General features: G+C 72.0%; 20 protein-coding genes. 6 read left to right on the plus strand and 14 right to left on the minus strand.

Annotation, left to right across the window (positions count from 1 at the left end; translation table 11 throughout):
• Positions 1-35 precede the first annotated feature (35 nt).
• Positions 36-2,081, plus strand: a complete 2,046-nt coding sequence (locus AB0O15_RS21205) for a methyl-accepting chemotaxis protein (protein WP_364320887.1) — start codon at positions 36-38, stop codon at positions 2,079-2,081.
• On the opposite strand, the gene AB0O15_RS21210 is transcribed toward AB0O15_RS21205, so the two are convergent.
• Positions 2,038-2,187, minus strand: a complete 150-nt coding sequence (locus tag AB0O15_RS21210) for a spore photoproduct lyase family protein (protein WP_364320890.1) — start codon at positions 2,185-2,187, stop codon at positions 2,038-2,040. The two genes, AB0O15_RS21205 and AB0O15_RS21210, sit on opposite strands and share 44 nt — an antisense overlap.
• 78 nt (positions 2,188-2,265) lie before the next feature.
• Positions 2,266-2,625 (minus strand): hypothetical protein, encoded by a 360-nt coding sequence (locus tag AB0O15_RS21215; protein WP_364320892.1) that lies wholly within the window; start codon positions 2,623-2,625, stop codon positions 2,266-2,268.
• A gap of 548 nt (positions 2,626-3,173) precedes the next feature.
• Between AB0O15_RS21215 and AB0O15_RS21220 the strand changes: the two genes are divergently transcribed.
• Entirely contained in the window at positions 3,174-3,350 is a 177-nt protein-coding gene (locus AB0O15_RS21220; protein WP_364320895.1) for a hypothetical protein, read from the plus strand.
• 90 nt (positions 3,351-3,440) lie between these two features.
• Here AB0O15_RS21220 and AB0O15_RS21225 read toward each other — a convergent pair whose 3' ends face one another.
• Positions 3,441-3,839, minus strand: coding sequence for a DUF2809 domain-containing protein (locus tag AB0O15_RS21225; protein ID WP_364320898.1), 399 nt, complete (start codon positions 3,837-3,839; stop codon positions 3,441-3,443).
• The gene (locus tag AB0O15_RS21230; protein ID WP_364320901.1) at positions 3,824-4,267 is read right to left on the minus strand and encodes a protein phosphatase; all 444 of its coding nucleotides are present in this window, start codon (positions 4,265-4,267) and stop codon (positions 3,824-3,826) included. Before AB0O15_RS21230 ends, AB0O15_RS21225 begins: the two co-directional genes overlap by 16 nt.
• A gap of 149 nt (positions 4,268-4,416) precedes the next feature.
• Between AB0O15_RS21230 and AB0O15_RS21235 the strand changes: the two genes are divergently transcribed.
• Positions 4,417-4,770, plus strand: a complete 354-nt coding sequence (locus AB0O15_RS21235) for a nuclear transport factor 2 family protein (RefSeq protein WP_364320904.1) — start codon at positions 4,417-4,419, stop codon at positions 4,768-4,770.
• A 4-nt stretch (positions 4,771-4,774) separates the two neighbouring features.
• Here AB0O15_RS21235 and AB0O15_RS21240 read toward each other — a convergent pair whose 3' ends face one another.
• Positions 4,775-5,770 (minus strand): stage II sporulation protein M, encoded by a 996-nt coding sequence (locus AB0O15_RS21240; protein WP_364320907.1) that lies wholly within the window; start codon positions 5,768-5,770, stop codon positions 4,775-4,777.
• Between the two features lie 36 nt (positions 5,771-5,806).
• Between AB0O15_RS21240 and AB0O15_RS21245 the strand changes: the two genes are divergently transcribed.
• Complete coding sequence (locus AB0O15_RS21245; RefSeq protein WP_364320910.1) at positions 5,807-6,715, plus strand: RDD family protein; 909 nt, start codon at positions 5,807-5,809, stop codon at positions 6,713-6,715.
• Here AB0O15_RS21245 and argS read toward each other — a convergent pair.
• Positions 6,665-8,302 carry an arginine--tRNA ligase gene (gene argS / locus AB0O15_RS21250; protein ID WP_364320913.1) on the minus strand — a complete coding sequence of 546 codons (1,638 nt, stop codon included), beginning with the start codon at positions 8,300-8,302 and terminating at the stop codon, positions 6,665-6,667. The genes AB0O15_RS21245 and argS overlap by 51 nt on opposite strands.
• A 199-nt stretch (positions 8,303-8,501) precedes the next feature.
• Between argS and AB0O15_RS21255 the strand changes: the two genes are divergently transcribed.
• A complete protein-coding gene (locus tag AB0O15_RS21255) occupies positions 8,502-9,380 on the plus strand; it encodes a thioredoxin domain-containing protein (protein ID WP_364320916.1) in 879 nt (292 codons plus the stop codon).
• An 81-nt stretch (positions 9,381-9,461) separates the two neighbouring features.
• Here the strand turns inward: AB0O15_RS21255 and AB0O15_RS21260 are convergent, their stop codons facing one another.
• The 7 genes from AB0O15_RS21260 to AB0O15_RS21290 all read right to left on the minus strand — a co-directional run bounded on the left by AB0O15_RS21260 (position 9,462) and on the right by AB0O15_RS21290 (position 16,792).
• Positions 9,462-9,665, minus strand: a complete 204-nt coding sequence (locus tag AB0O15_RS21260) for a hypothetical protein (protein WP_364320919.1) — start codon at positions 9,663-9,665, stop codon at positions 9,462-9,464.
• Positions 9,666-9,806: 141 nt separating this feature from the next.
• Positions 9,807-11,780: a DUF4157 domain-containing protein gene (locus AB0O15_RS21265; protein WP_364320922.1), complete on the minus strand. Its 1,974-nt coding sequence runs from the start codon at positions 11,778-11,780 to the stop codon at positions 9,807-9,809.
• A 78-nt stretch (positions 11,781-11,858) separates the two neighbouring features.
• Positions 11,859-13,178 (minus strand): DUF58 domain-containing protein, encoded by a 1,320-nt coding sequence (locus AB0O15_RS21270; protein WP_364320925.1) that lies wholly within the window; start codon positions 13,176-13,178, stop codon positions 11,859-11,861.
• The gene (locus AB0O15_RS21275; RefSeq protein ID WP_364320928.1) at positions 13,178-14,128 is read right to left on the minus strand and encodes a MoxR family ATPase; all 951 of its coding nucleotides are present in this window, start codon (positions 14,126-14,128) and stop codon (positions 13,178-13,180) included. The genes AB0O15_RS21270 and AB0O15_RS21275 overlap by 1 nt, the downstream gene beginning before the upstream one ends.
• Positions 14,125-15,411 (minus strand): DUF4350 domain-containing protein, encoded by a 1,287-nt coding sequence (locus tag AB0O15_RS21280; RefSeq protein WP_364320931.1) that lies wholly within the window; start codon positions 15,409-15,411, stop codon positions 14,125-14,127. The genes AB0O15_RS21275 and AB0O15_RS21280 overlap by 4 nt, the downstream gene beginning before the upstream one ends.
• Positions 15,408-15,968, minus strand: coding sequence for a DUF4129 domain-containing protein (locus AB0O15_RS21285; protein ID WP_364320934.1), 561 nt, complete (start codon positions 15,966-15,968; stop codon positions 15,408-15,410). Before AB0O15_RS21285 ends, AB0O15_RS21280 begins: the two co-directional genes overlap by 4 nt.
• Complete coding sequence (locus AB0O15_RS21290; RefSeq protein WP_364320936.1) at positions 15,965-16,792, minus strand: hypothetical protein; 828 nt, start codon at positions 16,790-16,792, stop codon at positions 15,965-15,967. The genes AB0O15_RS21285 and AB0O15_RS21290 overlap by 4 nt, the downstream gene beginning before the upstream one ends.
• Before the next feature lie 106 nt (positions 16,793-16,898).
• Between AB0O15_RS21290 and AB0O15_RS21295 the strand changes: the two genes are divergently transcribed.
• On the plus strand, positions 16,899-18,641 hold the full coding sequence (locus AB0O15_RS21295; RefSeq protein WP_364321294.1) for a 5'-nucleotidase C-terminal domain-containing protein: 1,743 nt from the start codon (positions 16,899-16,901) through the stop codon (positions 18,639-18,641).
• A gap of 74 nt (positions 18,642-18,715) precedes the next feature.
• Here the strand turns inward: AB0O15_RS21295 and AB0O15_RS21300 are convergent, their stop codons facing one another.
• Positions 18,716-19,351, minus strand: a complete 636-nt coding sequence (locus tag AB0O15_RS21300) for a hypothetical protein (protein WP_364320939.1) — start codon at positions 19,349-19,351, stop codon at positions 18,716-18,718.
• Positions 19,352-19,369 lie beyond the last annotated feature (18 nt).

Here is a 19,369-nt window from a genome sequence, read left to right on the forward strand (position 1 = left end):
ACTCGGATTCACGTCGAACGTGGTGGAATCGGGGCATGTCGGTCGCTGCTGCTCCGGTGCTGCTGCGTCCCGTGCTGCTCGCCGCGGACCGGATGCGGACCAGCATGCGTCTCGGGGTCCTGGTCCTGGTCCTGATGGTGCCCGGGATCGTGGCCACCTGGGCCTACACCTCCGAGGTCAACGCCAAGATCCAGTTCAGTGCGATGGAGGCCGAGGGGACCGACGTGGTCGAGACGGCGCTGGTCGCGCTGGCCGACACGATCGCCGGGCGTACGCCCGACCTGGGCCCCGTGCAGGCGGCCATGGCCGCTCATCCCGAGCTGAAGCTGACCACGACGCTGCCCGCCGCCACCGACCGGGCCGCCGTGGTGGCCGCGCTGGGCGCCCTGGTCACCGAGACCGGCAACAACTCCAACCTGATCCTCGACCCCGACCTCGACTCGTTCTACGTGATGGACGCCCAGATCGTGCAACTGCCCAAGGTGCTGCTGGCGGCGTACGAGGCGGCCACCGCGGAACGGGCCGGCACCAGCGACGCGATGGCCGCGCAGGCCGTACGGGCGGGCACCCTGTCCGGGGCGGCGGACAGCCTGCGGACCGACATCAAGACCGCGGTGGACACCACCGCGCGCGGCTCTCTCGCCGACGAGCTGCGGACGCTGGGCGTGGCCGCGGACGCGGTCGGCGCGCTGGCCGACACGCTGACCGGGGCGCTGGAGAACCCCGGACCGGCGGATGTCACGGCGGCCGCCGACGCGGTCAAGGCCGCGGTGCCCGCGCTCGTGGACGCGCTGCGGGGGCTGTTGGAGACCCGGATCGGCGGCTTCACCTCCGGCCGGGTCGTCGTGCTGGTCGTGACGCTCGGCGGGTTCGTGCTGGCCGCCTGGCTCGCGGCCGGCGTGCTCTGGCGTACCCGGCACGATGTGGCCCTGGCCGTGATCGGCGTGACCGCGATCGCGGAGGGTGACTTCGCCGAACGGCCGCTGCCCGCCGGCCGCGACGAGCTCGGGGACATCGGTCAGGCGCTGACCACCGCGCGGTCCCGGCTGGTCCAGCAGGAGGAGGAACTGGGCACGTCCCGGTCGGTACGCGAGGAGCAGCTGCGGATCAGCTTCCTGCACCAGCGCCAGGCCGAGACGCGGCTCCGCGACCGCGCCCAGTCGATCATCGACGAGTCCACCACGGTGATCGCCGAGGAACTGCGCGAGGTGACCGCCCAGGTCGCCGACGTACGCCACGCAGCCGACACGATCGACTCGGAGATCTCGGCCACCGACGCCGCCACCAGCACCGTGGTCGAGCACGCCCGGCACGCCGAGGAGACCATCTCCACCCTGGAGCAGTCGCTGCGCCGGGTGGCGGCCACCGCGGCGCTGGTCAAGGGCATCGCCGGCCAGACCCGCCTGCTGGCCCTGAACGCCACCATCGAGGCGGCCCGGGCGGGCGAGCTGGGCCTCGGCTTCACCGTGGTCGCCGACGAGGTCAAGGAACTGGCGACCACGACCACCCAGTCGACCGAGCAGATCGCCGAGACGATCGAGGAGCTTGAACGGGCCACGGCCGAGATGTCCGGCACCATCTCGGCGATGGTCACCGGGATCGGCAGCGTCGGCGACGCGGCGACGTCCCTGCGGGCGACCGCGGCCGACCAGGGCGCCGTGGTCACCCGGCTGGCCGACCGGATGGGCACCACGATCGAGAAGGTCGAGGAGATGTCCGGCCTGGCCGCCCAGCTCGAACGCCGCCAGACCGACCGGGTCACCGCGACCGGCGCCATCGAGCTGCGAGTGACGGGCCGCGCCGACCCGGTGCCGGCCACGCTGATCAACGTCGGGGTCGGCGGCATGCGGATCCAGGTCGACCCGTCGATGACCGGCGGCCTGGTCACCGGCGACGTCGTCGAGACGACCGTCGGCGATCACCCCGTCCAGGCCCGGCTGGTCAACAAGGACGGCCACGAGCTCGGCCTGCAGTTCCTCTTCGCCGACGACAAGCAGGCCGAGCGGGTCGAGGACTACCTCGGCACCCTGACCGGCGTCATGTCCAGTACAGAACCCGACACGCTGGCAGGCGCTCGCTGATCGCGCCGGTGAACCAGGACCTCAGCTCGGCCATCCGGTCGGCCGGGTAGACGTACTTCACCGCCCCGAACTTGCCGGGCTTGCGGGTACGCGCGCTCTCGTCCATCTCCAGCTTCGTCCGCGGCGACTCGTGCCACCCTCGACCCGGGTGGTGACCGGCCGGCTGACCTGTGCGAATGATGCGTCATTCACCTCGCGTCCACCGCTCGGCCGGCCGGGAGGCCAGCGGTATGGCGATCCCCAGACCCACCACCAGTTCCAGCCAGGTCGAGTCCAGGCTGTAGATGTACAGGCCGAGCACGACCAGCGCGACGCCGGCCAGGAACCCGACGAACCGGGCGATCCGCCATCGCCGCAACAGCCCGACCGAGATCCCGGTCGCCACCGCCACCACGGCCGCGCTGGGAAGGAGCCCTCTTGTGCTGAAGTCGCCCCCGGCCAGTGCGGCCACCACGACCACCACGACGAAGACGACGATGGCACCGAACAGAAGGACAGGCACGACGATCTGCCACGGCGGCACGGTCCGCGTCGGTCTGGTCATCGCATCAGCCTAGAAATCGGCGGCGGTGGCAACGGCGCCTTGTCCGCTAGGTGCCAGCGATTCGACCGCGCATTCCGGTCGATGCGTTGTTTCGGCTCATTGCGCAGGCGTGCTAAATCTTTACTTCAGGCCGACTTTCTTGCGGCTTTCATGATCGATTAAATCGCGGCCTGCGCCCCATCGTGCCGGTGATCCTGCCCGGAGAGCCTCGACGGTCTCCCGACCTGGCTGCTGCCCGCCGGCGCCACGTATTACGAGCTGCGCGACCTCGCCCCGTCCGGTGTGGAGCGCGTGCTGCGGGTTTTGACCGACCAGCCCCTTCACGTCGAGCCGCCGCTGGGATCAGTGCCGACGCTGCCGCCTCGGTCCAACGACCCGTCGTCTGCCGCGCAGTCCTCGCCTGGTCGGCGGGTCTCGTCGGCCGCCCTGCCGACCGAGTTGTTGATCGACGTTCGGTTCGACGGTCAGCGCCTGACGAGCAAGGTGTTCCTGGCGGGTGCTCCGGTGTGCCGATGCTCGGCGGATCTGCCATCGGACGTCGATCGGGTGTGGGAGGCGTTGTCCGGGCCTCCGCTGGTGGCGCGGGAGCGGATGTCCGCGGTGGGGGGCGGGCGCTGGCCGACGCCGTGTTCGACGAGGAGAGCCAGCGGCTGGTGGCGGACCTCGCCGCCGCGTTGCGTCCGGGCGACGAGGCGCGACTTGGAAGCGATCTCCGCGACGGTTGAGGAACTCAGCGACGACGTTTGAGCCACGACGGGGCTTTGGGCGAGCGCGAGATTCCTCGCGATGGCGGAGAAGACCTTCACTCTCCAGCGTCAGGATCGGCGTCGAAGGCGAAGCAGGGCACTGTGGATTGCCAGGAGGGGGAGGACACCTATGGCGTACCAGAGGAGGTCTTTGGGGTCGAAGGTGACGCCTAGGGCTAGGCGCGCCAGGAGGCTTCGCGCGGACAGGTCGGCCGGAATGCCGGTCAGTTGGAAGAGTTCGATCAGCCAGCAGAACGCGATCGCCAAGCCGGCCGCCACCGCCGGCCGCGATGACGGCGCCAGGACGAACACGCCCGCGTAGATCATTGACGCGTACAGCGCCGTCCCCGAATTTTGCGCCAGGGCGCCGGAACTGTCGACGACGTCGGAGCCGGTCAGCAGGCGGATCCCGAAGGCCAACCCCAGGCAGGCGCCGGCCCCGGCCAGCGCGATCAGCCGTCGTCGCACGACCACGACCGGACGAACCGCTTCTGCCACGGTGTTTCGACGGCGCGCGGGTGGTAGTGCTCGCGGACCCAGGCGACCGCCGACCCGGGGGGAACGCCGTCGAGGATGGCCAGGCAGGCCAGCGCCGTGCCGGTTCGGCCCCGGCCGCCGCCGCAGGCCAGTTCGGCCCGGCCCGCCCGCGCGTGGGTCAAGACCTCCTTCAGGACCGCACGCAGGTATGCGGGGTCGCGCGGCAAGCGGAAGTCGGGCCAGGCCACCCAGCGGCTCTCCCACCCGAACTCCGGTTGCGGCTCGCCCAGCAGGTAGACCCCGAAGGTGGGGGCGTGGCCGCCGGGCATCGGGTCGCGCAGGCCCCGCCCGCGGATCAGCAGGCCGGACGGCAGAGCCACCACCCCGGTGGCCTGGGGTTCCCATTCATGATGCGTCATGTGAATTTCCCAGGTGATGGCGGAAGGTGTACATGGCGTCGGCGAGCGCCTCCAACTGGGCGGGTGTGAGAGCGGTCGTCTCGATGAGGCCGCGCCACGCACGCAACTCGAGGGAATTCACGGCCCGAACCTATCTGGAGGAAAGTGACATGGCGAGCATCGAGGAACTGATGCGGGGCAACCTGCTGGACGTCTTCAACGAGCGTGACGGCGACCGGCGCCGGGCGGCGATCGCCCGGATCTACGCGCCCGAGGTGCGGTTCTCCGACCCGGACGAGACCGTGGTCGGCCACCAGGCGCTGGACGCCAAGGCGCAGCACATCCTCGACGGCGCACCGGGATTCGTCTTCCGCCCGGATGGTCCGATCCGCGTCAGCGATGACCTGGGCTACCTGGCCTGGCAGTTCGGGCCGGCCGGAGAAGCGGTGGTCCGTGGCGTCGACATCGCCACCGTCGCGGACGGGGTGATCACCCGCGTCTACACGTTCTTGATCACCGAATAGGGGATCAGCGAGTAGGAACGGCCGCCTCGCCCAGGTCTTCGTCGAGGTCGGCGGAGGACTGGTGGTGGTGGGCGAAATGGCCGAGGACCAGCGCGTACGCCAAGAAGCCGAGCCAGACGACCGCGCCGATGGCGATCCGCAGGGGGGCCGGCAGCGGCGACGGGGTCACGTACGCCTCGACCAGGCCCGAGACGAACAGGGCCAGCGCCAGGCCCAGCGCGACCAGCATGCCGCTGCGGGCCCGCTCGCCCAGCGCCTGCGCGCGGGTGCGGTGCGGGCCCGGCGCGATCCACGCCCAGCCGATCCGCAGGCCGACCCCGGAGCCGACGAAGACGCAGGTCAGCTCGAGCAGACCGTGCGGCGCGAGGTAGGTCAGGAAGGTGTCGCCGGAGCCGGAGCCGACCATCACCCCGCCGACCACGCCCAGGTTGAGCAGGTTGCTGCCGAGCAGGTAGAAGACCGGGACGATGAGTACGCCGGAAGCCAGGCACTGTGCCGTCAGCCAGGCGTTGTTCGTCCACACCAGGGCCGCGAAGTTCTGGGCCTGATATTCGCTGTAGTACGCCACGAAGTCGTTGCTGACCAGGCGGTTCATCTCGGCTTCGCTCATGAACAGGCCGGCCACCTCGGGGTTGCCGGCGACGTACTGCACCAGCGCGGTCCCGGCGACCACACACACCACGCTGACCGTGATCCACCACCAGCGGGTGCGGTACAGCTCACCGGGCAGTGTCGTGGTGAAGAACCGGCCGATCGGCGCCCAGGAGAACCGGCGGGTGCCGGTGATCGCCGCGCGGGCCGCGAGCACCAGCCGGGACAGGCCGGCGACCAGCACCGGGTCGGGGGAGCGGCTGCGCACCACCGAGAGGTGGGTCGCCGCGCGCTGGTAGAGCAGCACCAGCTCGTCGGCCTCGTCGGGGCGGAGCTTGCGCTTGCGGGTCAACGCCTCGAGACGATTCCACTCGCCGCGGCGCTCAGCGACGTACGCATCGAGGTCCACCGCCGGAGGATAGCCCCCGTGGTGTTGACTTGGCGTGTGCCCGGCACCGAACAGAGCGCCCCGGACCGCCTCGTCAACGGTGAAGCCGTCGAGGTCGACATCCGCTATGCCCGGCTGGGCTCGCGCGCGCTCGCGCTGCTGATCGACATCATGATCCAGTTCGTGCTGGCGCTGGTGCTGTTCGTGCTGGTGTTGTCGTTCGCGCCCCTGGCCCTCGGTGACCTCGCGGACGAGGCGCTGGTCCAGGCCCTGGTCATCGTCATCATCGTGGTCGTCGTCCTGGCGTACCCGACGATCGTGGAGACCTTCACCAACGGCCGCAGCCCGGGCAAGCGGGCCCTGGGCCTGCGGGTCGTCCGCGCCGACGGCGGGCCGATCCGGCTGCGCCACGCGCTGACCCGCGCGCTGGTCGGGCTGACCCTGGAGTGGCCGGGGCTGATCATGCCGTTCGTCACCTGGGTGGTCAGCATGACCACGATGATCCTGTCGCCGCACGGCCGCCGGCTGGGTGACCTGGCCGCCGGCACGTTCGTGATCCACGAGCGGTCGGCCGCCGAGTGGGGCTGGATGCCCGCGATGCCCCTGCCCCTGGCCGGGTGGGCCGCCGCCGCCGACCTGAACGGCGTCGACGACGACCTCGCGCTGGCCGCGCGGCACTTCCTGGCGCGGTCGAGGGACATCAAGCCGCTGTACGCGCACCGCTTCGCCAACGGCCTGGCCGACGAGATGATCGCCCGCATCCCGCAGCCGGCGCCGCCCGGCACACCGCCGTGGATGTTGCTGGCGGCGGTGCTGGCCGAGCGTCGCCGGCGCGCGAGCGGTCAGCAGCTGGCCACCCGCGCGCTGACCGAGCGGATCTGGCCCGGCTTCGGCCGGCTCGAGCGCTTCACCCGCTCACAGGCGCTCGGGAGTGCGGATACCCAGGAGGTCCAGCCCCTCCCGTAGCGTCTCGGCCGTCCGCTCACAGAGCGACAACCTGCTCCTCCGTACGCCCGGAGCGCTCCGGAGCACCGGACACGCCTCGTAGAACGTGGAGAAGGCGCTGGCCAGCGCGTACAGATAAGCGGTCAGCCGGTGGAACTCCAGGGTCTCGGCGACCGTGGCCAGGGTGGCTTCGAAGGCGAGCAGTTCCAGCGCCAGCGCCCGCTCCTTCGGGTGCTCGATGATCACCGGTCCGGGCCGCGTCTCGCCGGCCTTCTCCAGGATCGATCGGATCCTGGCGTACGCCATCTGCAGGTAGGGGCCCGTGTTGCCGGTGAGCGCGAGCATCCGTTCGGGGTCGAAGACGTAGTCGGTGCGCCGGTCGGTGGACAGGTCGGCGTACTTGATCGCGCCCATGCCGACCGCCTCAGCGGTGGTCCCGTCGCCGGTCAGCTCGGCCGCCCGCCGCACCGCCTCGTCGATCAGCGCCGACAGCCGCACGGTCTCGCCGGACCGGCTCTTGAGCATCTTGCCGTCGGTGCCCAGGATCGACCCGAAGGCCAGATGTTCGACCGGCACGTCGTCCGGCAGCCAGCCCGCCGCCCGCGCCACCGCCCAGACCATCTGGAAATGGGTACGCTGCGGCGCCCCGACGACGTAGAGCAGCCGGTCGGCCCCGAGCGTTCCCACCCGGTACCGGACCGCGGCCAGATCCGTGGCCGCGTACCCGAAACCGCCGTCGCTCTTGCGCACGATCAACGGGACCGGCTCGCCGTCACGGCCGGTGAAGCCCTCGGGGAACGCGCACAACGCGCCCCCGCTGACCCGCAGCAGGCCCTTGGCGTGCAGTTCGTCGACCACGCGAGGCAGGTCGTCGTTGTAGAAGCTCTCGCCGACGAAGTCACCCTCGGTGAGGGTCACGCCCATGCGTGCGTACGCCGCCATGAAGTGTTTCTTCGACACACCGACCAGCCGGCGCCAGGTGGCGAGCGTCGGCTCGTCCCCGCTCTGCAGGGCCACGACCCGCAGCCGGGCCCGCCGCTTGAAGTCCTCGTCGGTGTCGAACCGGGCCCGCGCCGCCTGGTAGAAGCCGGTCAGGTCGTCGGTGCTGAGCTCGCCGCCGTCCAGGAGGTGCTCGACGAGCATGCCGAACGGCGTACCCCAGTCACCGAGGTGGTTGGCCCGCCGCACGTCATGGCCCAGCCGCACCAGCAGCCGGGCCACCGCGTCGCCGATCACGGTCGACCGCAGGTGGTGGACCTGCATCTCCTTGGCCACGTTGGGCGCCGAGTAGTCGATCACCACGGTCTGCGGCGTGGCGGCCTTCGGGAACTCGGGCCGTTCCCGGGCCAGCAGCTCGTCGGCCACGGTCAGGTTGACGAAGCCCGGCCCCGACACCTCGGCCGTCGCGATGCCGGCCAGGTCGGCTTTGCGGGCCACCTCGGCCGCCACGTCACGCGGGCTCGCGTTCAGCTCGCGGGCCAGCTGGAGGGCGGCGCCGCTGGCGTAGTCGGCGTGCGGCGAGCGGCGCACCGCCGGGTCCACCGGATGCCCGGCGACCGCGGCGAACGCGGCGGCCAGCCGATCGGCGAGCAGTGCTTCGAGATTCATCAGCGATCCTCGGTGTTGTGGCGGGATCGCTGCGCGGGGAAGGACCGGCGGAGACGAGCCCGCCGGCGGGAGACATGGGTCAGCGCGGACGGTCGGGCAGGGCCCGGCGTCGGTCACGGCGCACGCTGATCACGGGCCCAGAATAGCCACCGACGGGTACGCCCGCACCTGGCATCACCCGGCGACAATGGTGGGCGTGATGAATCCGGATCCGGATCAGCCGCCGTCCTACCCGCCGCCGCAGGATCCCTATCACACGGGCGAGGGTTTCCCGCCGCCGCTTTCCGGCCCGCCCACGGCCCCACAGGCGCCGCCGCTTTCCGGCGCGCCGACGGTTCAACAGCCGGCGCCGCTTTCCGGCGCGCCCACGATCCACCTGCCGCCGCCGGTCCCCGGCCCGGTCGCGCCGGCGCCGGCGCGATCCCGTTTCGCGACCTCGCACCTGGTCCTGCTGGCCGTGGCCGCGGTGGCCGTCGTGGGCATGCTGGTCGCCGGTGGTGTGGCCGTCTGGGTGGTCTCCCGGCCGGACCCGTCGGCGCCGGTCACGCCGTCCCTCCCGCCCGACGCGGTCGAGGGCCTGGCCGTCGGCGCCGGCCCGGTGCGGGTGGACGTCTACGTCGACTACCAGTGCGCGCCGTGCGCCAGGTTCGAGGAACTGACCGGCGATTCCCTGACCACCTACCTGGCCGCCGACCGGGTGACCCTGAACATCCACCCGGTGGCGTTCACCGACCGTCGCTCCACCAACGAGTACTCCACCCGCTCGGCCGCGGCCGTGGCCTGCGCCCACGAGCAGGGCAAGACCCTGGAGTTCCACAGCTACCTGCTGAGCCATCAGCCCGGCGAGAACACGGCCGGCCCGACCGACCGCGAGCTGGCCATCGCCGGCCACGCCCTGGGCCTGGGCGCCGACTGGGACTACTGCATCGCCGAAGGCCGGAAACGCGCCTGGGTGAACGACGCCACCGCCGCCGCCCACGCCAACGGGGTCGAGACCGTCCCCGCCGTCCTCGTCAACGATCACCCGGTCAAGGCCACCAAGTCCGACCTGGTCACCGCCATCGACCGGGCCCGGTGACTTCCTGCGTGCCGTTCGCACCGGCGACGAGCAGTGGCGCCGTCGCCGCCGATGGCAGCCGATGAGCTGGTGACCGGCCCGTCAGTCGGTGGCGTCACGGAAGCGGATGACCGAGATGTTGCTCCAGTTGACGAACAGCTTCTCGCCCGTGATGAGGTCGTCGTAGATGCCGACCTGCTGCATCAGCGCGTTGAACCCGTGCACGTCGTAGCTGTTCCCGAGGCGCAGCTTGACGCGGTAGGTCCGTGGCCCGACCTCGAACTCGACGTGCTTCTCCAATGCCATGTCACGTATCGTGGCGGGCCGATGCCCGCAGCGTAATCGTCCTCGATGGCCGGTCCGGTGCCCGACCGGGTGACCACGGTGGAGTGACGGGTGGAGCCGGCCGCGGGTCGGATGCGGGGGCTGACCGGAATGCCGGTGAGGTCAGTCGAAGTCGCCCGGATCGGGGCTCTCCTCGAGGAAACGCTTCAGCATGCGGTCCGCCTCGCGGGAGCCGGGCCGCAGGTGCGTGTGCTCCTCGCCGACCTGGTGGTTGCGTTTCAGCCAGTCCATGAACTCGCGGCGGCGCTCCACGTCGGGCAGCTTCTTCCGCAGCCAGCCGCTCTCCTGGAGCTCCTCCTTGTTCCCGTCGCTGATGCGCTTCTTCCTGGGCAGCTCGTTGCGCGGGTCGTCGCCGTACTCGTCCTCGAAGTCCTCTGAGGTCTTCGGTTTCTTCTTGGTCTTCTTGGGCTTGGGTTTGTCCGGCGCGGGTTCGGTGGCCGGCGTTTCCGCGGCCGGCTGCGGCTGCGGCTCGGGTTCGGGGGAGGGCTTGGCCGGCGTACGCGCGTCGTCGATCTTGTCGGCGTTGTCCAGCACCTCGTCGGCCTGCTGCTGCAGCTTCGCCGCGACCGTCCGTTCGTGCTCCTCCAGTTCCTGCTCGACCCGGCGGACGGTGTCGCGCCAGTTGCGGTAGCTGGTCCGGAAGCCGGTCATGATCTTGCCCATGCCGAGCGCCACCCGGCCGAAGCCGTAGATCGCGGTCGCGCTCTGCACGTAGTCGACGTACTTGAGGAACTCGCGGCCGGAGGCGCCGTACCGCGAGATGATCTCGCCGCGGTGCTCGTTGATCACGGTCGCGATGGTGCCGAGCACGAACGCCGCCCGGTCGGCCCAGAGCAGCACCCGGGCCGTCATGGTCGCCTCGACGCCCAGCCCGACCAGGGCGCCGGTGCCCAGGGTGAGGCCGATGCCGGCCACCTCGGCGATCTTGGTGAGGGTCTGGGTCTCGTTCTGGTTCGAGATCTGGATCAGGAACAGCGCCGGCCGGTAGACGATCTCGCCGCCGAGGTCGTAGATCTTCACGCCGACGATCTCGTTCTCGGGCAGCAGCGCGCCGCCGAGGAAGACGTCGTCGGGCAGGGTGGCCGTCTCGCCCTTGAACATGGCCGTGCCCTTGACCCGGACCGGTTGCTTGACCCAGATCTGGCCGCCCTCGCGCCGCTCGGCCATGATCGGCGCGTCGTCCCAGACGGTGATCCCGCCGGGCCGGAACGGGAACACCTTGCCGGTCAGCATCTGCTTCTGGGCCTGGGCCGGGTCGACGCGCTGGCCCTTGACCGCGATGATCCGGTCGGCCTGCTTCTGCTCGTCCCCGGCCAGGTTGCCGCCGGTCAGCTCGTCGTAGAGCCGGTCGAGCAGGCGCCGGCCGGACTCGGCGCCGGCCAGCGCGGCGAGCTGCTCGACCGACGCGGCCTCGCAGAACTCGAGCGCCACGTCGTCACGGTTGGTGCTGCCCAGCTCGTTCAGGACCGACACGACCAGCGCGTGCTGGCCTTTCCCGGCGCGGTCGAGGAGGGTACGCCCGAGCTGCGCCTCGTCCAGATCGAACCAGCTGGTGTTGTCGTCGATCAGGTCCTCGGCGGGCGAACGCTGGATCGCCAGTCGCGCCACGGCCGCGTTGCCCGCCACCCCGCCCAGAGCGGCGACCACGGCGGTGGGTACGGGCGACGACGCCACCGCCCGGCCGACCCGGTGAGCCTCCACCTCGGTCGGATCGCCCGGGTCGCTGATCCCACTCGGCATCGACCCCGACCGCTGCTGCACGACATGCGTCAGCTCGTGGGCCAGCAGCTCTCGACCGGACGACGAGGACGCGTCCATCCCGCCCGAGAAGTAGATGTCGTGCCCGGTGGTGAACGCTTCGGCCCGCACGGCCTGGCTGGCCGCGGCCGCCTGCGGTCCGGTGTGTACCCGTACCCCGGAGAAGTCTTCCCCGCCGAAGGCCGCCTCCATGTCGCCCTGGACGGCGCCGGGCAGCGAGGCCGACGGACCGGAGCGCAGCAGCCGCTCGAACCCGGCGTTGTCCTCGGGAAGCCGCGCAGGCGACTCCGGCGCAGCCGCCGGGGTGGCCGCGACCACGGGCTCCGGTGCGCGAGTTCGCTCGATCGGGCCACTATGGCAGCCGGGACGAAGCCGCACCATCGGCAAACCGACAGCTCAGAGCCGCCCGGCCGACTTCATCATCAGGTAGACGTCGGCGACCTTCGAGGCGAACTGGTCGCGGGTCTCGTCGATCACGGTCACGCCGAGCTGGGTGAGCACCGCACGAACCCGGTCGCGCTCGTCCAGGGCCAGTTCGGCGGCGGCCGCCACGTGCACGTCGTCGGCCGTCACGCCGGTCTCCGGCAGCCGGGCCAGGCGGGCCGTCTCGGGGTCGCGGACGCTGGCCACCACCACCCGGTGCCGGGTGGTCAGCTTGCCCATCACCGGCAGCAGACCCTCGATGATCGGGGCCGCGTCGAGCGCCGTGAAGATGACCACCAGGGCGCGCTTGTGGTCGCGGCGCAGCAGCTCGGCCACGGCCAGGCCGAAGTCGGTCTCGACCAGGGCCGGCTCCAGGGCGGCCAGGCCGGCGATCAGCCGGGCCAGCTTGGTGCGGTGCCCGCCACCCTCCACCCGGGCGCGGATCTCGGTGTCCACGGCCAGCAGGTCGACCCGGTCGTCGGCCCGGGTGGCGAGCACCGACAGCAGCAGGGCGGCGTCGATGCAGGCGTCCAGCCGGGGCTCGTCGCCGATCCGGGCGGCCGCGGTCCGGCCGGTGTCCAACAGGCACAGCACCCGGCGGTCACGTTCCGGGCGCCAGGTCCGCACGACCACGTCCTGGGCCCGGGCGCTGGCCCGCCAGTCGATCGAGCGGACGTCGTCGCCGACGACGTACTCGCGGAGGTTGTCGAACTCGGTGCCCTGACCCCGCCCGCGGGTGACCACGGCGCCGTCGAAGACCCGCAGCTTGGCCAGCTTCTCGGGCAGCAGGCGCCGGGACGGGAACCGGGGGAGGACCCGCAAGGTCCAGGCCGGCGTGTTGGCCGAGTTCCAGGAGGCACGGCGCTGGCGGTACGCGAGGTGCAGCGGCCCGTACGACCGCAGCGTCACGCGCACGGCCGGCCGGTCGCCGTGCCGGGTCGGCACCAACGAGGTCGCGACGCTCTCCTGCGTACCCGGGGGGAGAAGAAGCCGGTGCTCCGCGTTGGCCGCACCCGCCGACGGCACCCAACTGTCCCGCAGGGACAGGCGCAGCGCCTTGGCCGAAGCGTTGCCGACGACCAGCGTGACCGTCGCCGACTGGCCGAGCCACACCTGGCTGTCACCGTCGCGGCGCAGCTTGACCTCGGTGAGCGGCGCGGCCGCGAGCGCGTCCAGGCCGGCGACCACGGCCAGCAGCACCAGCACGCCGCCCAGCACCAGCCAGGGCGCCGGAAGCACCGCGACGAGGACCGCACCCGCGGCGACCAGCAGCGCGAACCGGCGGGTGACCATCAGCGCGGCGCGGGCACGGCGGACAGCACCGAGCGCAGCACCGCGTCCACGGTGATGCCGTCCAGTTCGGCCTCGGCCTTCAACCGGACCCGGTGCCGCAGGGTGGGCAGCGCGAACGCCTTCACGTCGTCCGGCATCACGTAGTCCCGGCCGCTCAGGAACGCGCGCGCCTTGGCCACCGCGAGCAGCGCCGTGGCCCCCCGCGGGGACGCGCCCAGCTCCAGCGACGGCGCCGACCGGGTGGCCCGGGTCAGGTCCACGATGTATTCCAGCACCTGGTCGGTGACCGCCACCCGGCGCACCGCGGCCCGGCCGGCGGCCAGATCTTCGGCCGTGGCCACCGCGGTCACCCCGGCCGCCTTCAGGTCACGCGGGTCGAAGCCGTGGTGGTGGGCCCGCAACACGTTCAGCTCGTCGTGGCGCTCGGGCAGCGGCACCGACAGCTTCAGCAGGAACCGGTCCAGCTGCGCCTCCGGCAGCGGGTACGTGCCCTCGTACTCGATCGGGTTCTGGGTGGCGGCCACGATGAACGGCTCGGGCAGCCGCCGCGACTCGCCGTCCACGCTGACGGTCCGCTCCTCCATCGCCTCCAGCAGCGCGGCCTGGGTCTTCGGCGGCGTCCGGTTGATCTCGTCGGCGAGCAGCAGGTTGGTGAAGATCGGGCCGGGCCGGAAGTTGAACGCGGCCGAACGGGCGTCGTACACCAGCGAGCCGGTCACGTCGCCGGGCATCAGGTCGGGGGTGAACTGCACCCGCTTGGTCTGCAGGTCGAGCCCGGCGGCCAGGGCCCGCACCAGCAGCGTCTTGGCCACCCCGGGCACACCCTCGAGCAGCACGTGGCCGCCGCAGAGCAGCGCGATCACCACCCCGCCGACCACGGCGTCCTGACCGACCACGGCCTTGCCCACCTCGGCCCGCAGCCGGCCGAGCGCCTCAACCGAAGACGTCACACGTTCCCCCTCTGATCACCCAGCACCGCTCGGACCAGCCTCTGCACCAGGGCGGCCCGCGCGGTCATGTCCTCGTCGGTCAGATCCTCGTCCGGGTCCACGTCCGGGCCGGTCAGCACCGCCCGAACCTCGTGCGCCGGCCGGTGCACCTGGGCCGCCACCCGCTCGACCACCGCGTCCAGGTCGTTGGCCGGCAGGTCGAAGTGCGCGGCCAGCCGGCGCACGGCCGCGGCCTGGACGGTGGTCAGCGAGGCTTCGCGCGCCCCGGACCGTCGATAGAGGCCGGCCAGCCCGCGTACGGTCTCCGCGGCCCGCACCCGCGCCGGCAGCGGCTCGCTCACCGGCGCGCCCAGCCGCCGGGCCGACGCCGCCGCGAACGCGATCATCGCCAGGATCACCAGCAGCGCCGCGGCCCAGAACGACGGCGGGAACGCGTCGAAGATCGTCTGCTCCTCGGGCCGCTGCTGCGCCGAGTCGCCGTCGCCCTGGTTGTCGCCCTCCTCGGGCCGGCCACCGTTGTCCCCGGACTCGTCGCCGTTGTCCACCTCGCCGCGGTCGCCCTGGTCGGGGTCGTCGGGCTCGCCCGTCACCGGGTCGGGCGGCGGCTCGGGCTCCCGCTGGTGCAGGTCGAGCCACACCACCTGGCGGCTCCGGCCGAGCAGCCCGGCGGCGAAACCGGCGTTGTCGTGCTCGCCCTGCCGGTCGTTGCGGAACGCGTCCGGCGCGCCGACCAGCGTGATCGCCGGGCCGCCCCGGTCCAGCTCGACCACCGCGCCGTCGTAGCAGCGCAGCAACTCGCCCTCGGACGGGGCGTACTGCCAGCGCAGCACCGCGGCCCGGCCCCGGGCGAACGGCGCGTCGCAGCCCGGCCCCGGCGCGGCGGCCGTCCAGCGTGGCCCGGCCTGCGGCAGGTAGGCGTCCAGCTTGGCCAGCACGGCCCGGTTCGGCGCGACCAGCACGATGCGTACCGACGGCGGCACGATCCGGAAGTCTTCCAGGTATTCCGGCCGGACCATCTCCGGCGCGGGCACGAACAGGGTGGCGTCCCGGGTGGTGGTGGCCGCGGCGATCGCCTCGGGGGTGCTGGTCCGCCGGACCACGGCGACACCCTGCTGGGTCAGGCGGTCGGCCAGGGTGGCGGCGCCGTCGCCGGTCCGGGCCACCGGCGAGAGGTACGTCGGTCGGCTCGGATCCGGCTGCTGGATCGCGTGCGTGATCAGCGTGGTGACGACGACGGCGATCGCGGCGGCGGGCGGGATCGCGGCCTTCAGCCAGCCCTTCATATCGCCTGCCTGATCTGCTCGGTCAGCGCGCGCATGTGCTGGTCGTGGGCCTGTGCGGCCGGGCGCTGGCCGTACCAGACCTCGGCGAACAGCTCGGTCGCCCCGCTCAGCGGGCCGGACACCGCCGGTCGCTGCCCGCCGGCCATCGCGGCCAGCTCGGCCGCCGTCCAGCCCGGTTGCGGCGGGACCAGGCGCGCGGCGACCAGCTCGCTCAACGTCACCCGGAGACGCTGGCGGAGCGCCTCGGCGAACCGCCCCTCGGCGGCCAGCCGATCGGCCAGCGTCAGGTCGGCGGCCACCGTCGCGGGCTCGGCCGGGGTGATCACCGGCTCGGTCGCGTCGTCGGCGATCCGCACCGGCTCCTTCTTCGCCTTCTTCTCCTTCTTGGGCCGCCGGCGCAGCCACGCCGGCCAGGCGAACCGGGTCGGCACCCAGCGCGGCCAGAAGTACCAGAGCGTTCCGGCCAGCGCGCCCGCGAAGAGCAGCAGCAGGATCGCCGTGCCGGCCGGCACGACGTCGAAGACGGCGGCGGCGGCCTCGTCCCAGGTCCGGCTCACGGCACGTGCACCAGCGACTGGTCGACGTCGCCGCCGCGGCTGCGGGTCCGGTTGATCAGAATGTCCAGCCCCTCGGTTCGCACCCGCACGTCCAGCAGCAGCACCGCGGAAACACAGGCCAGGGCCGAGTACGCGACCGCGTTGCCCAGCGTCCGCGCGGCCGGCACCACCCAGGCCTGCAGGTCGGGCTCGGCCCCGCTGACCAGCCCCACCAGCTCGGTCCAGCCGACACCCAGCGCCCCGCGCACGGCGGCCCAGGTCAGATAGGCCAGGATCAGGATCCAGAAGCCGCGCGCGGTCTGCCGCCCGGCCAGCCGCATCGCCCGCCCGAGCGGATTGCGGGCCCGATCGATCACCAGCGCCGGCGCGGTCATCACGAAGAACCCGTAGAAGACCGCCCACGGGATGACCACCAGCAGGGCGCCCACCGCGCCGACCAGCCCCAGCCACAGGGCCAGCCCCACCGCCGCGAGCGGACGGGCCCGCCGCCACAGGTCCCGGTGCCGCACCTGCCGCCCGAGCAGCGCCGGCCCCGCCGCCGCTCCGGCGTACGCCCCCAGCAGCGTGAGCACGAACAGCTCGGTCCCGAACCCCGCGGCGACCGTGATCCACCACGGGATGAGGTACTCCTCCGACGGCCCGTACCAGGGCGGCGTCAGATGGGCCCACGCCCGGAGCGGGGCCAGCGCCACCTGCTCGGCCGCCGCGAGCACCAGCCCGGCCGCGAACAGCGGCACCGCCCGACGCCGCAACAGCGCCATGGCCGCGTCGAGCAGCTCGCCGAGCGTCATCGGGCGCAACGGAAGCTCCGGCGGCCCAGACATGCGGCGAATCCTATTTCACCCCGTCATCCGGTTCCGGGCGAGTGGCCCAAACCGCCGGGTGGCCGGAGGATGCATCGATGGTTATCGTGCGCGGGTGACCTCTCGTATGACTCGACGTGGCGTGCTCGCGGCCGCGGCGGCCACCGCCGCCGCTCCTTTCACGCTGGGTGAGCCGGCCACCGCCGGCGCCCGCTCCTTCAAGCTTTCGGTGCTCGGGACCTCCGACACGCACGGCAACGTCTACAACTGGGACTACTACCGCGACGCCGAGTACGACGACAGCGCGCACAACGACGTCGGTGTGGCCAAGCTGGCCGCCCTGATCAACCAGATCCGGGGCGAGCGCGGCACCACCTCGCTGGTGCTCGACGCCGGGGACACGATCCAGGGGACGCCGCTCGCCACCTACTACGCCAAGCAGGAGCCGATCACCGAGACCGGCGAGAAGCATCCGATGGCCAAGGCCATGAACGTGCTGCACTACGACGCCGTGACGTTGGGGAACCACGAGTTCAACTACGGGCTGCCGCTGCTGAACCTGTGGATCAAGCAGCTGGGGTTCCCGGCCCTCGCCGCCAACGCGGTGAACGTGGCGACGGGGCGGCCGGCCTTCCGCCCGTACCTCATCAAGAAGTTGATCGTGGGGGGCAGCACCCTGCGGGTGGGGATCCTGGGCCTGACCAACCCGGGCGTGGCGATCTGGGACCGGGCCAACATCGAGGGGCTGCTGCGCTTCGAGGACCTGGTCGCGACCGCGGCGAAGTATGTGCCGATCATGCGGCGTAACGGGGCCGACCTGGTGCTGATCTCGGCGCACGGCGGGGACAGCGGCACCTCCAGCTACGGGCCGGAGCTGCCCAACGAGAACCCGAGCGCGCTGATCGCCGAGCGGGTGCCGGGCATCGACGCGATCCTGTTCGGGCACGCGCACGCCGATGTGCCGCAGCGGTTCGTGACCAACGCCGAGACCGGCGACCAGGTGCTGCTCTCCGAGCCGTCCAAGTGGGGGCAGCGGCTGACCCGGATGGACTTCACGCTGACCCGGGAACGCGGCCGCTGGGCGGTCACCGCGAAGCAGGCGACCACGCTCAACACCAACACGGTCGCCGAGGACCCGGCCGTGCTCAAGGCGGTGCGCAAGCAGCACGCCAAGACCGTGGCGTACGTGAACCAGGTCGTCGCCACCTCGATCGTCGAGCTGAGCGCGGCCGAGTCGCGGTACCGGGACACGCCGATCCTCGACTACATCAACCGCGTGCAGACCGACACGGTGACCGCGGCGCTGGCCGGCACCGAGTACGCCGGCCTGCCGGTGCTGTCCATCGCGGCGCCGTTCAGCCGGACCGCCGTCTTCCCGCGCGGCGAGGTGAAGATCAAGGACGTGGCCGGGCTGTACATCTACGACAACACCCTGGAGGCGGTGGTTCTCACCGGCGCCGAGGTGAAGGCCTACCTCGAGTACTCGGCCAAGTACTTCGTCACGTCGGCCCCGGGCGCGCCGGTCGACCCGGCCACGATCAGCGATCCCGCGGTGCCGGACTACAACTACGACGTGATCTCCGGCCTGGCCTACGACATCGACATCAGCGAACCGGTCGGCCGGCGGATCGTGTTCCGTGACCCGGTCGACCCGGCGGCCCGGTTCGTGGTGGCGGTCAACAACTACCGGCGCAGTGGTGGCGGAAACTTCCCGGGCATCGTGAAGACCCAGGTCTACAACGCCCAGCAGGAGATCCGGCAGCTGCTCATCGACTGGGCCCAGCGGCGCGGCACGATCGACCCGGCCGACTTCTTCGAGCCCAACTGGCGCCTGGTCCGGGCCGGCGAGCCGGTCTTCCCCGAGGCCTGACGAAACCCGAGACCTGACGAAAGAAGTACGCGGCGCACCCCTCCCCGCCGGAGGGTGCGCCGCGAGTCCATCGGTTACTTCTTCTTGCGGACGACGCTCCACTTGCTGTCCTTGTCGGCCTCGACCACCAGGGTGCCGGTGCGGCCGTCGTCCAGGGTGAGCGCGCAGTCGTACAACCGCAGGCCGGTCGCGTCCCGGGCGCTCAGCGGGTCGCAGTTCACCGCGGTGGCGTCGACGCCGATCAGGCCCTTCAGGGCGCCGTCGGTGCGGATGTTCTTCTCCACCTGGGTGGTCCGGCCGTCCTCCAGCTGCTGGAGGACGACGGGCTGCACGGCGAACGCCGCGACGCCCCACAGGACGGCGCCGGCGGCCAGCGTGGCGGCCCAGGTGATCCAGTACGGCGCCGTGCTGTTGCCGCCGCGCCGGGCGATGTTGGCCCGGCGGGCGGCCGAGACCGCGCCGAGGATCCCGAAGAGGAACGTCCAGATCACCACCGGCCACCACCGCGGCGGGGTGGGACGCGCGGCGTTGCGCATCTCCTCCGGGTAGGGCACGAGGAGCTGCCCGGTCTGCGGGTACGGCGCCTCCCAGGGCGTGACCGTGCCGTAGGCGGGCGGCGCCGGCTCGACCGGCGGCGGCGCCGGGTTCGCCCAGGGCGGTGCGGTGGGGTACATCGGTTGTTGCGGTGGTTGCTGCTGCTGGGTCGTCATGGCGGGGGCCTTTCCGGT

The sequence above is a fragment of the Actinoplanes sp. NPDC089786 genome (genome assembly GCF_040684855.1).
Classification (GTDB): Bacteria; Actinomycetota; Actinomycetes; order Mycobacteriales; family Micromonosporaceae; genus Actinoplanes.

Excerpts from the sequence above, each read along its gene's own strand:
- AB0O15_RS21270 (WP_364320925.1), bottom strand. The coding sequence starts at position 13,178 with ATGGTCACCCGCCGGTTCGCGCTGCTGGTCGCCGCGGGTGCGGTCCTC.
- AB0O15_RS21215 (WP_364320892.1), bottom strand. The coding sequence starts at position 2,625 with ATGACCAGACCGACGCGGACCGTGCCGCCGTGGCAGATCGTCGTGCCT.
- AB0O15_RS21235 (WP_364320904.1), top strand. The coding sequence starts at position 4,417 with ATGGCGAGCATCGAGGAACTGATGCGGGGCAACCTGCTGGACGTCTTC.
- AB0O15_RS21260 (WP_364320919.1), bottom strand. The coding sequence starts at position 9,665 with ATGGCATTGGAGAAGCACGTCGAGTTCGAGGTCGGGCCACGGACCTAC.
- AB0O15_RS21300 (WP_364320939.1), bottom strand. The coding sequence starts at position 19,351 with ATGACGACCCAGCAGCAGCAACCACCGCAACAACCGATGTACCCCACC.
- AB0O15_RS21295 (WP_364321294.1), top strand. The coding sequence starts at position 16,899 with ATGACTCGACGTGGCGTGCTCGCGGCCGCGGCGGCCACCGCCGCCGCT.
- AB0O15_RS21290 (WP_364320936.1), bottom strand. The coding sequence starts at position 16,792 with ATGTCTGGGCCGCCGGAGCTTCCGTTGCGCCCGATGACGCTCGGCGAG.
- AB0O15_RS21280 (WP_364320931.1), bottom strand. The coding sequence starts at position 15,411 with ATGAAGGGCTGGCTGAAGGCCGCGATCCCGCCCGCCGCCGCGATCGCC.
- AB0O15_RS21205 (WP_364320887.1), top strand. The coding sequence starts at position 36 with ATGTCGGTCGCTGCTGCTCCGGTGCTGCTGCGTCCCGTGCTGCTCGCC.
- AB0O15_RS21230 (WP_364320901.1), bottom strand. The coding sequence starts at position 4,267 with ATGACGCATCATGAATGGGAACCCCAGGCCACCGGGGTGGTGGCTCTG.
- AB0O15_RS21255 (WP_364320916.1), top strand. The coding sequence starts at position 8,502 with ATGAATCCGGATCCGGATCAGCCGCCGTCCTACCCGCCGCCGCAGGAT.
- argS (WP_364320913.1), bottom strand. The coding sequence starts at position 8,302 with ATGAATCTCGAAGCACTGCTCGCCGATCGGCTGGCCGCCGCGTTCGCC.
- AB0O15_RS21210 (WP_364320890.1), bottom strand. The coding sequence starts at position 2,187 with ATGGACGAGAGCGCGCGTACCCGCAAGCCCGGCAAGTTCGGGGCGGTG.